We start from the raw sequence: 12759 nt of genomic DNA, 5'->3' as shown, positions 1-12759 counted from the left end.
GGCCGTTCGGCATGGTGGGTCACATAATGACCCTCGCACTGCGCAACCTGCGCTATGGTGGTTATCACGGTTGACTCCCCAGCCGCTCGGAACCGTCCGGCGGCGATCTCTTAGAGGTCCCCGCTGCAACGGGTCTGCATTGCCCGGCTGATCCGACGGTAAACGGAGTTTGTGCGTCCGGATCGATAATGGCGGAGGCCCATTTCTCTGCGCCTCGCAGACAACACGCCGCACCTGGTAGTGATGCCGCATGCCTCACCCATTTCCCCGTATGCTTATACCTTTAGTTGGCCTGAATCCTTTGACTCGCTTCGACCGCAACGACGGCCCTTGGGGAGGAGCCTTGAAAGGGACGGGCTTCCGCGGCATCCATCCGTGTGCCGGCGCTCAAGTGATTGCGGCCGGCTCAATACTTCGACGCTGGAGTCATCACGCGTGCGCGCTGCCGAACGCTTCACCTCGAAGTGGAAGGTCGACGCGGCACCGAAGCCAAAGGAATGGCCTTGAGTAGATTCACCGAGACCATGTATGACACCGCCCAATCCAGCTCGAAAGGTCTGGTCACCGGCGAGCCGAACTGCCCGGTCCGGCATACCTGGGGCGAGGTGCACGGGCGTGCCCGCCGGATCGCGGGTGGCTTGGCCGCCGCCGGCGTCGGCCCCGGTGATGCCGTCCCGGTCCTGGCCGGTGCCCCTGCCGAGATCGCACCCACCGGGCAGGGCGTCTGGATGCGCGGCGCCAGCCTCACCATGCTTCACCAACCCACTCCCCGGACCGACCTTCGCCGTTGGGCCGATGAGACCATCGCCGTCATCAAAATGATCGGTGCCACAACGGTCGTCATCTCCGACCCATTCATGGCCGCGGCCCCACTGCTGTCCCAGCTGGGAATGCGAGTACTCCAGATCGAGGGGCTGCTCGACAGCCGACCAATCGGTCCGGTCGAGACCGCCGAAGACGACGTTGCGCTGCTGCAGTTGACCTCGGGCTCCACCGGGTCGCCCAAGGCGGTACGGATCTCACACCGCAATGTCGTTTCCAACGCCGAGGCGATGTTCCTCGGCGCAAACGTCGACATCGATACCGACGTGATCGTGAGCTGGCTGCCTCTGTTCCACGACATGGGCATGACCGGGTTCTTAACCGTGCCAATGTATTTCGGCGCAGAACTGGTCAAGGTCACGCCGATGGACTTCCTTCGCGACACGTTGTTGTGGGCCAGGCTCATCGACAAGTACAGGGGCACGATGACCGCGGCGCCGAACTTCGCTTACACGCTGTTCGCCAAACGCCTTCGCAAGCTGGCCCGGCCCGGCCAGTTCGATCTGTCGACCCTGAGATGGGCCCTCTCGGGTGCCGAACAGGTCGAGCCCGCCGACGTCGAGGAGCTCTGTGAAGCTGGCAAGCCGTTCGGCTTACGTCCGGACGCGATCCTGCCCGCATACGGCATGGCCGAAACCACCGTGGCCGTGTCGTTCTCCGATTGCGGCGCAGGCCTATTGATCGACGAGGTCGACGCCGACCTGCTCGCCGTGCTGCACCGAGCGGTCCCTGCCACCAAGGGCAAAACCCGGCGACTGGCCACGCTTGGACGTCTGCTCGAGGGGCTCGAGGCGCGCATCGTCGACGAAGACGGCGCCATCCTGCCCGCCCGGGCTGTCGGCGTCATAGAGGTGCGTGGTGAGCCGGTGACGCTCGGTTACGAAACGATCGCCGGATTCGTCGCGGCACAAGACGAACAAGGCTGGTACGACACCGGCGATCTGGGCTACTTCACCGAGACGGGCCGCCTTGTAGTCTGCGGCCGTGTCAAGGACGTCATCATCATGGCCGGGCGAAACATTTACCCGGCCGACATCGAACGCGCCGCCACGCGAGTTTGCGGGGTCCGGCCAGGAGGCGCCGTGGCGGTACGACTGGAGGCAGGTCATTCGCGCGAGACGTTCGCCGTGGCCGTGGAATGCGAGAATTGGCAGACCCCGGCCGAGGTGCGCCGCATCGAGCAGCAGGTGGCACACGAAGTGGTCGCGGAGGTCGATGTCCGACCCCGCAACGTGGTCGTGCTCGAACCGGGAACGATCCCCAAGACGCCATCGGGCAAGCTCCGGCGCGCCCACGCGTTGGCGCTCGTCGGCTGAAGTCCTCCGGGCGCGGCGAAGAGTAGATTTGTCGTTCATCCGCGGCACGGGAGGAGGGCACGTGACCGAGTTCGATGCCCAACCCGGTCGCAAAACGCCACCAAAGCCCGACCTCTCCCCCACCGAACGCGAGGCTGACGAGGCCGATTTGCATGCCGGGCTCAACCGAGTGGCCGCACTCGTGGCCGGCGCGCAGGGGGTGATGGACCTGCTGCGAGACGTCGCGGAGTTCGCCGCGCAAGCGATCCCCGGCGTCGACGGTGCGGGCGTCGCATTGATCGATCAACGTCTCGGCATTCCCAGCGCCCAGACCTGGGCAGCGACCCAGTTACTGGTCCAGGAGATCGACACCATTCAGTACGAAGAGCTGAACGAGGGGCCGTGCATCACCTGCATGCAGTCCCGGCGACCCACGGTCAGCGGCTCGCTGGGCAGCGACAGTCGTTGGCCGCATTTCGGTGGACGCGTGGCCCGGATGCGCATCCACTCCGCGCTGGCGCTGCCGCTCGTCGTCGGCGATGAGCTGATCGGCTCGATCAACGCCTATGCGACCCGCCGGGACGCCTTTGCCGAGCACGCCGTCCGGTTGGGAGCCCAGTTCGCCAAGCCCGCGGCGGTCTCGGTTTACAACGCGCAGTTGTTGGCCAGCGCACAGGAACGGTCAACGCGACTGCAGCGCGCGCTGAACAGCCGCGCAGTGATCGATCAGGCGATCGGCATCATCCGTAGCCGGTCGGGCGCCAACGCCGAGGAGGCCTTCCAACGCCTCTCCCGCATCAGCCAGGTTGAGAACATCAAGCTGCACGCAGTCGCCGAGCGGTTGGTCGACGAGGCCGTGCGGCGAGCCCGGTCGCGGCACCACTGAACCGCTTAATGCGCTGGCCCGGCGGCTAGTTCGGCCAGGGCGGCCAGCAGGATAGGGCGGGAATCCCGATCGGTCATCAATCGGCTCGCAACGTCGGTCAGGCGTTGGCGTTCGGCCCGCGCATAGGTGCGCAACAGGTGGAACGCCTCCTCGACCGGCACATCCAGCGTTTCGTGCAGGAACCCCTTGGCTTGCTCGATGATGACGCGGCTGGTCAGCGCGGATCGCAGCCGCGGCACCACGGTGGCCGGGGTCGGTGGATGCTCCTGCAGAATCGCGACGCACGCGATGTGGGTCAGCGTTTGGCCAACGAGCAGATCGGCGCCGTTGAGCTCGCCGCTGCGGGTGCCGAATAGACCGAGCGCGCCCAACACGAGTCCGGCTGCCCGCATCGGGACCGCGTGCACCGAGGCGAAGCCCGCATCGAGTGCGGCCGGAACAAATCGTGGCCACCGCTCCGTCGCCAGTTGAATGTCGGCGATGGAGACCGGTTCGCCGGTGGCGTAGCAGTCCACGCACGGACCTTGGTCGGCTTGCAGCTCGAAGAGTTCTATCTCGCGGGCCTGTCGCGAGGTGGCGGCCAACAAGCGAAGCTGACGGAGCGGATCGGCGAGCAGGAACCCGGCGGCCTCGATGTCGAGCAGCTCGGCGCAACGCTCCGTGAGCCCCGTCAGCAATTCGACCACGTCGAAGTCGTCGAGCAGGCTATCGACCAGCGAAACGACGGCGTTCAGCACGCGGGTTTCCCGGGGGGTATCAGTCACGACGTGCCTCCTTTCAAAAATTTTGAGTCCGCCAAACGCGCACTAGTCCGGCTCGAGCCTCACGCGGCCGTCGAGAATGTCGCGGGCGACGTCGGTAGCGCTGCGACCGGTCGCGTAGGCGTGGGCCCTCAGCCGGACCAATGCCTCGGCAGGCTCAAGCTCCAGCTGGGCGACCAGCACGCCGGTGGCCTGGCTGACCTCCGCGCGGCTCAACACGTTGAGTTCGGCCCACGCATTGCTGTCGGGATCGCTAACGGCGGCCTGCAAGTCGCCTTCCAACAAATCCAACAGCGGGATGGCGGCGAGCTCCGCGGCGGCAACCGCACCGACTAAGGCCTCGTCAGGCAGCGGGCCCGGTTCCGTCCGGAACAGGTCGAGCGCGCCGACGAATTCGCCGGCCACGACGACGGGTATCGCGTGGACGCCCCTGATCTCGTTGGCCAGCATGGCGGGCCCATACGCGGACCAGCGAGTCTCTGCGGGATCGGCGAGATCGACGACCAGAATCGGAATTCTCCGGTTGACAGCGTCCAGGCACGGTCCCTCCCCGAGTACGAACTGGAGTTCGTCGTACTCGCGTGCCGCCTTGTCGCTGGCGCCCAGGGTTCCGCTGCTCGCGCCGTCGAAAACGAGCGAAATCGCCGCTGCGGCAACGTCGAACAGATTTACGCAGGCCTCGCACAAGCGGTCAGCCGCGTCTACCCCCCGCCGGCCATCGACGGCGGCGAGGAGCTGCTCGTGGATCGCCACATTCAGCCGAACGGAGGCCGGCCGGCCGCAGAAGCGCCCGCGGATCCCGGCGAGGATGTCATTTGCCCACCCTTCCACTAATCGCGACGCCTGACGAGCCACGATCAGATTCGCGATTGACCATCGGCGTCCGCAAGAGAATCGTCAACGTGATCGCCGGGACGATCCCACGAGGTGGCCACAGGTCAAAACCACGACGATTCGGGAGAGCAATGAGTTCTGAACATGCGATAGAGAAAGTGCCGCTGTCGGAGATCCGCGAGGGTGACATGCTGCAAGATCCCACGACGGGCAGGTGGATCAAGGTGACGCGCACGGCCGATGACACCGCCAGCGGGCCCCATCGCGTCTATTACGGCGACGGCGGCGAAGAGATCGATGCGCGGTATGTCACGGGCCTCGTCAATCGCCAGGTTCGGGAGTAACGAAACCCGCTCACCCGCGCAATGGGGTTAACGTTGAGCGGAAATGCACGTCGAACATGACCATCGAATAGGCCGTGTTCGGGATAACCGGCGAAGAGAACATCGTCAATCGACGTGCATCAACGGGCTGTTTCGGGGCCCCGGGAATTCGACAATCGCATGTTGCCCGTGAGGGGAAGATACAAAGAAAATCCTCTGATTTCTTCGCAGCCGGGGAGTCGCTTGTGATCACTTTGGACCGCTTGGTGAATGTCCTGGGCGGTTATGGGGTCCGGCTGCGTTGGTCGTCAGTGCCCAGGTCGACCGAGCTGCGCAGCGTGGTCATCCACGAGGTGGCTACCAAGCGGGCCGTGCTGGGCGACGTACTGCTGGCAATCGACGCCGGCTCGCTCGATGAAGCGGTCTGCTGGGCGAGCTCGGCACATGCAGTTGTGGTGTTGACGCGCGACAATGCCGAGCCGATGACGTTGGACGAGGACACCCGGGTCGGTGCGGTGATGCTGGTCGACGAGTCGCTCTCGTGGAGCGAGGTGGCCGCGGTCATCTACGGGCTGGTGTTGGAGGGCCGCGAAACCGCCGCCGGTCGAGGCCCGACGGATCTGTTCGCCCTGGCGGATAGCCTGGCGGACGCCGTCGGCAGCCCCGTTGTCATTCACGATGCACTGTTGCGCGTGCTCGCGTATTCACGGCTCCAGCAACACGCCGACCCGGCTCAGGCCGAGATCATTCTGGGCCGACAGACTCCGGACCGGCTGCGCGCCCTGTTCGATGCCCGTGGCGTATTCGCCCATCTGACGAACTCGGACGAGCCGGTGTTCGTCGAGGGCGATGCGGAGTCCGGCATGACCGGGCGCATGGTCGCGGCGGTGCGCTCCGGCCGAGAACTGATGGGGTCGGTCTGGGTAGCCTGCTCCAATCCGCTGGAGGAAACGCGGAGGGACGCCTTGGCCGAGGGCGCGCAGACGGTGGCCCTGCACCTACTGCGGTCCCAGGCCAGCGCCGACCTCGAGCGTCAGGTCGAATCCGAACTGGTGATCCGGTTACTGGAAGGCAGCGCTGACTCCGCCACGGCGGCAAGCAAGCTCGGCCTGCCGCAGAGCGGTTTGCGGGTGATCGCCCTGCAGGCGTCCGTCGGGGCCAAACGCGACGCCGCCCTGCTGTTGGCGTTCGAGCGCGCCACCGCCGGCTTCGGCTGGTCGCGTCCCGGTCGCAGCGCCTTGGCAGGCAACACCATCTACACCGTGCTGCCCGGAGAGCAGGCCTCGGTGGCGCGCCACTGGGTCGTCGGTCTCGGAGCGGCCCTACCCGAAGGGGTGGCTTTGTTGGCCGGCGTCAGCGGGCCGGCCGCGGTGACCGATCTGGCCGCTGCGCGTCAGGAGGCCGACGAATGCCTGGCGTTGCACGAGGCATCGCCTGGATCCGCGCCCCCCGCCTACGACGAATCGTGGGATGACATCCTGCTGCAGCGGTTGCGGACCGCGGCGCGAGCCGGCCGGTCTCCGACTCGTGGACCCGTGGCCGAGCTGGGCCGCCACGACCGCGCTCACGGAACCGACTACCTCGCCACGCTGCGGGCGTGGCTAGGGGCGCTCGGCGACCCGGCCGAAGCCGGTGAGCGACTGGGAGTACACGAAAACACGGTGCGTTACCGGCTCCGCAAGATGGCCGAAATCACCAATCTCCCATTGGATGACGCCAGGAAGCGGCTGGCCATGATGATCGAACTCGCGGCCACCGATATCGATTGAGCGAACCCTGTCGTAATCCGACAATGAGCGGCGGCGCCATTGTCGGACCTCGGCAATCCGTGCGGCGTCCACCCGCGCCACCATCGAGGTGAGCAACCACGGCCTTTACCCGATCCGTCGATAGGACATCCGATGACTACCCCGCGTCACGACGATCGACCGCCGTGCCCGCGCGGGCCGGGCGACCACGCCGTGCTGGAGACGTTCACCGTGCCGTTGCCGCGAAGGCTGTTCTCTCGGCTGTTCGGTCGCAACCCGCTGCTACGGGCAAGCGACCGGGTCGAGGCGCTGCTCCTGGTGCTGGCCGTCGCGGTGTCACTGTTCGCCGTACCGATCGCCGCCGCCGTCGGCACCGCGGTCTATGACTCGCGGAGCCGCATTTACGCGGAGCAGGTCCAAACTCGCAGCCGGGTGACCGCGACGGTCGTAGCGGACAGCCACGCCCCGAGGAAATTCGACAGCCGGACGGTCCAGATGCCTGCCCAATGGGATTTCGCCGGGGCAGCGCGCACTGGAGACATTGCCGCACCCCCCGCGGCCAAAGTCGGTGACGAGGTCGAGATCTGGGTCGATGCTCACGGTTCGCCGCTGACCCGGCCGAATCTGTCGCCGCGCACCGAGGCGGTCACGATCGCGGTCGCGATCTGGGGTGCCGTAAGCGCCGCGGTAGCCGCTTCGTTCGCCGGCGCCCGGCACGCCCTCGACCAAGCCCGTTACACCCGCTGGCAGCACGACTTCGACCGATTGGTCGGGCAACGGTGAGCTGAGGAAGGCGACCAGCCATCGGACACCCAGTCCCCGCAGTAGCGCCTGCGGGGATTGGGGCTGTTCGGCGCAGGTTCTCCCGGCAAATCGCGTTGTCGGGTCCGAACAATGGCGTATGCCGCGGTTGTTCATTTGATGCAAGCGCCTTGGAGTCCAAGCAGGCCACCATGGAGGTACCGGTTCGGAATCCAGAAGCAGAGGTGTGCGGTGAGCGACGGACGCGACGTATCGCTTTGGCGGACAACGTATCTCCTCCATAGCGCGGCAAACCGGACGTCGCGGCGCCGCATGGTGATTCCGACGCACGCTTGCCCCTCACGGGCTCCGCGTCGTCAGGGACGGCTGCCACACGCCGGCCCGTCCCTGACGACATCCCTACTCAGTAAAGGAAACAACGCGATGACCAGATGTGCACCTGTCTCTATAACGCCGCAGCACCGGCGCCGCCTGCAGGACGAACTCGCCGCGCTGCGCTCCCGGCGGAGCATCGAAGTCCCGGACGACGCCATGGATTACGGCGGGCACCGCGGCGCGCGCCCCGCGGCACGGGCAAAACGCATCCGCGAGATCGAGGACCTGCTCGCCACGGCCGTAGTGCGTGACGATCCCGCACGCGAGCGGAGCGCGGGCCCGGGCATGGTGGTGACCATCCGATACGACGCCAACGGTGAAACAGAAACGCTGCTGCTCGGCCGGCGGGGCGCAGAAGGCGCCGACATCAAGGTGTATTCGATGGCGTCGCCGCTGGGCCGGTGTATCGCCGGCGCTCGCCCCGGCGAGCAGCGCATCTATGCGATTCCGCATGACACCGGGCGGCCCGTGACCCTGCTCAGGGTCGTTCCGTATCGGGCTGCATCACCAGATGCGCAAACCCGCAACGATTTCGGTCGTCATACGTTCGGGAACGGAGTCTCGGACCGGCAGCCATTGACCACCATTGAGGGAAAGGGGAACGAACATGACTAGCGTGCAGCCCGTGTGGCTCACGCCGCAGGCCTACGTGCGGCTCCAGCGGGAGTTAGCCACCCTGCGGGAGTCGCGTGGCAGCAACGCGTTTGGCGAAGACGCTGACGAGGGCGCGACGGCTGTCCAGTGCGCATGGCGGCTGCGGATTCAACGGATCCATGACCTGTTGGTCAACGCCGTCGTCGGCGAGGATCCGCCCGACGACGGGGTCGCCGAACCCGGCATGGTCTTGACCGTCCGCTACGACGACACCGGTGACGTCGAGACCTTCCTGCTGGGCGCGCGCGGCGCCGAGTACGGCGACGTGGAGGTCTATTCGGTTAATTCCCCGCTGGGAGCGGCCATCACGGGGGCGCGTCCCGGTGAGCAGCGCAGGTACGTGCTGCCCAGCGGTGACGGACTCACCGTCACGCTGCTGGACGCAGTGCCATACGGCATCCACCTCGCCGGCACGAACTGATGCCGGCCACGAAGCCCGCAATGCCTAGTGCTTGTGGATCGCAATCGGTTGTGCTGGCATGCTATTCGAGGTAGTCGACCCGCTGGTGATGATGTTCCTTCTGTTGGCAGCGCTTTTTCTGATCATGGCGCTTGCTTATGGGCGAATGTGACGGTTCCATACCCGCGCCCCGCGCTGCGCCAGGCTCCCACGCGCCAGCCTCGTATACGCACCCGCGACCACCGGCCAGGCCATCGCGGCCGCCATGGCACCGGCGAGGCCAGCGGCTGAGTCATCCCGGACTAGCTCCGCCGTGGGGTAAAGTCGGCCAAACCGGGACCCAATCAGGCCCCCATACGAAGGGCCAGTGATGTCCGACAAGTCTCCTCGACAATCCATGACCAAGAAGTCCGGAAAATCATTGAAGGAGAAGCGCGCCGACAAGCGGGGGAAGTCGGCCAGTGCCGCGTCCACCGATTCGGTACTTCACGACAAGAAGCGCTGAGCGCGGCGCCTTGGTGCTCACCGCCTACTAGCGCCATCTCCTTCGATCGCGCTTAGCACCGAGTATTGCCGTCGCTAATCCCCGGTGCCGTACATCGTGCCCGGTACCCGACAAGCGCGCTCGTCTCGCGACCTTCCGGAATCTGTCCTCGGACGCCGTCTCCGGCGCGTCATCGGCGGTAGCGGACAAGCACCAGTCCGGAAGCGCCAACTTACAGATGGTGCGCGCGGTGAGCAGGTTCTGGCGCAGCAACGAGCCGGTCGTGTACGGCAAGTCGTAGGTGACGCACAGGGCGCGCACCTGCTCGGCGATCTCCGGGTAGCGGTTGCTGGGCAGGTCGGGATAGAGGTGATGTTCGATTTGATAGCAGAGATTTCCAGTCATGAACGCCAGCACCCGCCCGGCCCGGAAGTTGGCCGTGCCCAACATTTGTCGCAGATACCATTCGGGCTTGGTCTCATCGTCGAGAACTGCCGGCGTGAATTTCTCCGCACCGTCGGCGAAGTGACCGCAGAAGATGACGACGCATGCCCACACGTTGCGCAGCCCGTTGGCAACCACGTTGGCGGTGAGCGTGCTCCCCCACCGCCGGCGGCTCAACGCGGGGAAGAGGACGTAATCCTTGCCGGCCTGGCGAGCAACCTTGCGCAGGAGTGCTGCCTTGTGGGCCGACCTTCGGGCGTCCGTCTCATCACGATCCTGCACTGAATACAAGCCGTGCAGTGCGACACCCCACTCGAACAAGAGCGCCAACAGCACCGCGCGGAACGGCTGCGCCAACGCGTGCGGCCGCCATGGCTCGTCTCGAGTGACCCGCATGACTCCGAATCCGAGGTCGTCGTCGACACCCACCACGTTCGCGAAAACGTGGTGCCGGTAGTTGTGGGAGTACTGCCACTGCGACATCAGACCGGCCATGTCCCACTCCCAGGTACTGGAATGGATTTCGGGGTCGTTCATCCAATCCCATTGACCGTGGCTGATGTTATGGCCGAGTTCCATGTTCTCGATGCACTTGGCCGCGGCCAGGGTGGCGGTTCCGACGCTCCAGCCAAACTTGCCTTTACTGCCGGCGATGGCCAGCCTCGCCGCGATCTCGAGGGCGCGGTGAAAGGCAATGGCGCGCTTGATGTATGCGCGATCCCTGGCGCCGCGCGAAGCCTCGATATCGCGGCGTATCGCTTCCAGCGCGGCTGCGAGCTCCTCGAGGTCCGTGCCGCTCAGGTGGGCGTATTCGGAGACTTCAGTGATGGCCATCTAGGCGGGGCACGATTCGCGCCCGGCGGCATGCGACGGCCGCGCAACGACGCGCAGCCAGGAGAGGTTTGCGAACCGCAGCATTCTGGGTCACGTCCGATCTTGTTGGGGGAACACGGGGATTGCCGCAAGGTGAGCTCTCAATTGGCACAGCAGAACGGCGGCAACGAGCCACCGTCGTCGCCGCCCTCACCACCGGAGTTGGGCGGTGCGGCGACCTGTCCGGAACCCAGAGGTCCGGCGGAAGGCTGAGCCATCTGCTTAAGCACCTGTCTTTTCGGCTCTACGCCGTGACTGCTGACCGTAGACCTACCGACAAGATTCCCGCAACACGATGGCGCGTAGACCTCCGGCAGCGGGCGACGGTCGAACGCAAGCTTGCCGCCGTCCTCGACGACGCCGACGCCCCGGCAATTCATCCGGATAGGCTGGTGGCCTGAACGCTGTGCTCACAGGGGAGGTAACAACATGCCCGCACCGCCAGCCGAGGTATTCGACCGCCTGCGTCAGCTCGCCGCGATCAAAGACCCCGCCGCACGCCAGAGGCGGACCATCGACGAGGTCTTCACCGGCAAGCCGCTGACCACGATCCCCATCGGCACGGCCGAAGACGTCGAGGCGGCATTCGCTGAGGCGCGGGCGGCTCAGACCGACTGGGCGAACCGCCCGGTCTCCGAGCGCATCGATGTCATCAGCCGGTATCGCGACCTGGTCGTCGAGAACCGCGAGTTCCTGATGGATCTCCTGCAAGCCGAGGCCGGAAAGGCCCGCTGGGCGGCACAGGAGGAAATCGTCGATCTGATGGCGAATGCGAACTACTACGTGCGCGTCGCCGCCGACCTTTTGAAACCGCGCAAGGTGCAGGCGCTGCTCCCGGCGATCGGCAAGACCACGGTGGTCTACCAGCCCAAGGGCGTGGTCGGGGTGATCTCGCCGTGGAACTACCCCATGACGCTGACGGCGTCCGACTCGGTGCCGGCGCTGCTGGCGGGCAACGCGGTGGTGCTCAAGCCGGACAGCCAGACCCCATATTGCGCGCTGGCGTGTGCCGAGCTCTTGTACGAGGCCGGCCTGCCGCGAGCCCTCTACGCGATCGTGCCCGGGCCGGGCTCGGTGGTCGGCACTGCCATCATCGACAACTGTGACTACTTGATGTTCACCGGCTCGACCGCCACCGGCAGGCAGCTCGCCGAACACGCGGGCCGTCGGCTGATCGGCTTCTCGGCCGAACTCGGGGGCAAGAACGCGATGATCGTCACCCGGGGCGCCAACCTCGACAAGGCCGCCAAGGCGGCCACCCGCGCGTGCTTCTCGAACGCCGGCCAGTTGTGCATCTCCATCGAACGGATTTACGTCGAGAAGGACATCGCCGACGACTTCGTCGGCAAGTTCGGCGCCGCGGTGCGCAACATGAAATTGGGCACCGCGTACGACTTCTCGGTCGACATGGGGAGCCTGATCTCCGCGGGTCAGCTTGACACCGTGACCGACCACGTCGACGACGCGAAAGCCAAGGGCGCCAAAGTGATTGCGGGCGGCAACGCGCGGCCCGACATCGGGCCGCTGTTCTACGAGCCCACGGTGCTCGCCGACGTCACGCCGGAAATGGAGTGTGCGGCCAACGAGACGTTCGGGCCGGTCGTGTCGATCTACCCCGTCGCCGACGTGGATGAAGCCGTCGAAAAGGCCAACGCCACCGAGTACGGGCTCAACGCCAGCGTGTGGGCCGGCTCCTCCGCGGAGGGCGAGCAAATCGCCGCCCGGCTGCGGTCGGGAACGGTGAATGTGAACGAGGGTTACGCGTTCGCATGGGGCAGCTTGGGTGCCCCGATGGGCGGGATGGGGCAGTCCGGCGTCGGCCGCCGACACGGTGCCGAGGGCCTGCTGAAGTACACCGAGTCGCAGACGATCGCGACCGCGCGCGTGTTCAATCTCGATCCGCCGCTTGGCATTCCGGGAACGCTGTGGCAGAAGTCGCTAGTCCCCGTCGTGCGCGCGATGATGAGGCTTCCCGGGCGGAACTGACTTCCGGCTTTCACGTTCGCAACTACCGCATTCAGTCCTGTCGGCGGGCCGTTTTGGATTACTTCGCGGTCTTCTGCCATCGGTATGGCAAATCCGCGTTACGCTCCTCGAT

At 65.9% G+C, this 12759-nt stretch carries 11 protein-coding genes; 8 read left to right on the top strand and 3 right to left on the bottom strand.

The window, feature by feature from the left end; translation table 11 throughout:
• Positions 1-503 precede the first annotated feature (503 nt).
• Positions 504-2138, top strand: a complete 1635-nt coding sequence (locus A5750_RS18660) for a fatty acyl-AMP ligase (protein ID WP_066946253.1) — start codon at positions 504-506, stop codon at positions 2136-2138.
• 61 nt (positions 2139-2199) lie between these two features.
• A complete protein-coding gene (locus A5750_RS18655; protein WP_066946105.1) occupies positions 2200-3003 on the top strand; it encodes a GAF and ANTAR domain-containing protein in 804 nt (267 codons plus the stop codon).
• A 5-nt stretch (positions 3004-3008) separates the two neighbouring features.
• Here the strand turns inward: A5750_RS18655 and A5750_RS18650 are convergent, their stop codons facing one another.
• Complete coding sequence (locus A5750_RS18650; RefSeq protein ID WP_066946108.1) at positions 3009-3767, bottom strand: GAF and ANTAR domain-containing protein; 759 nt, start codon at positions 3765-3767, stop codon at positions 3009-3011.
• Positions 3768-3809: 42 nt separating this feature from the next.
• Positions 3810-4517 (bottom strand): GAF and ANTAR domain-containing protein, encoded by a 708-nt coding sequence (locus A5750_RS18645; protein WP_066946256.1) that lies wholly within the window; start codon positions 4515-4517, stop codon positions 3810-3812.
• A gap of 212 nt (positions 4518-4729) precedes the next feature.
• Here A5750_RS18645 and A5750_RS18640 point away from each other — a divergent pair, with 212 nt between their 5' ends.
• The 5 genes from A5750_RS18640 (at position 4730) to A5750_RS18620 (ending at position 8881) form a co-directional block, all read left to right on the top strand.
• Positions 4730-4942 (top strand): hypothetical protein, encoded by a 213-nt coding sequence (locus tag A5750_RS18640; RefSeq protein ID WP_156659147.1) that lies wholly within the window; start codon positions 4730-4732, stop codon positions 4940-4942.
• Between the two features lie 224 nt (positions 4943-5166).
• The gene (locus tag A5750_RS18635; RefSeq protein WP_067264822.1) at positions 5167-6690 is read left to right on the top strand and encodes a CdaR family transcriptional regulator; all 1524 of its coding nucleotides are present in this window, start codon (positions 5167-5169) and stop codon (positions 6688-6690) included.
• Between the two features lie 132 nt (positions 6691-6822).
• Positions 6823-7452: a hypothetical protein gene (locus A5750_RS18630; RefSeq protein WP_066946116.1), complete on the top strand. Its 630-nt coding sequence runs from the start codon at positions 6823-6825 to the stop codon at positions 7450-7452.
• Between the two features lie 402 nt (positions 7453-7854).
• Positions 7855-8421: a GreA/GreB family elongation factor gene (locus A5750_RS18625; protein ID WP_082948356.1), complete on the top strand. Its 567-nt coding sequence runs from the start codon at positions 7855-7857 to the stop codon at positions 8419-8421.
• Positions 8414-8881: a GreA/GreB family elongation factor gene (locus A5750_RS18620; RefSeq protein WP_066946119.1), complete on the top strand. Its 468-nt coding sequence runs from the start codon at positions 8414-8416 to the stop codon at positions 8879-8881. Before A5750_RS18625 ends, A5750_RS18620 begins: the two co-directional genes overlap by 8 nt.
• A gap of 511 nt (positions 8882-9392) precedes the next feature.
• Here the strand turns inward: A5750_RS18620 and A5750_RS18615 are convergent.
• Complete coding sequence (locus tag A5750_RS18615) at positions 9393-10622, bottom strand: acyl-CoA desaturase (RefSeq protein WP_066946122.1); 1230 nt, start codon at positions 10620-10622, stop codon at positions 9393-9395.
• A 468-nt stretch (positions 10623-11090) separates the two neighbouring features.
• Between A5750_RS18615 and A5750_RS18610 the strand changes: the two genes are divergently transcribed.
• Complete coding sequence (locus A5750_RS18610) at positions 11091-12647, top strand: succinic semialdehyde dehydrogenase (protein ID WP_066946125.1); 1557 nt, start codon at positions 11091-11093, stop codon at positions 12645-12647.
• The last annotated feature ends 112 nt before the right edge of the window (positions 12648-12759 follow it).

The sequence above is a fragment of the Mycobacterium sp. 852002-51613_SCH5001154 genome (assembly GCF_001667425.1).
GTDB lineage: Bacteria > Actinomycetota > Actinomycetes > Mycobacteriales > Mycobacteriaceae > Mycobacterium.
Note: the sequence above shows the minus strand (reverse complement) of the source record. Positions and strands in the feature narration are given on the sequence as shown.

Excerpts from the sequence above, each read along its gene's own strand:
- A5750_RS18640 (WP_156659147.1), top strand. The coding sequence starts at position 4,730 with ATGAGTTCTGAACATGCGATAGAGAAAGTGCCGCTGTCGGAGATCCGC.
- A5750_RS18630 (WP_066946116.1), top strand. The coding sequence starts at position 6,823 with ATGACTACCCCGCGTCACGACGATCGACCGCCGTGCCCGCGCGGGCCG.
- A5750_RS18610 (WP_066946125.1), top strand. The coding sequence starts at position 11,091 with ATGCCCGCACCGCCAGCCGAGGTATTCGACCGCCTGCGTCAGCTCGCC.
- A5750_RS18620 (WP_066946119.1), top strand. The coding sequence starts at position 8,414 with ATGACTAGCGTGCAGCCCGTGTGGCTCACGCCGCAGGCCTACGTGCGG.
- A5750_RS18625 (WP_082948356.1), top strand. The coding sequence starts at position 7,855 with ATGACCAGATGTGCACCTGTCTCTATAACGCCGCAGCACCGGCGCCGC.
- A5750_RS18615 (WP_066946122.1), bottom strand. The coding sequence starts at position 10,622 with ATGGCCATCACTGAAGTCTCCGAATACGCCCACCTGAGCGGCACGGAC.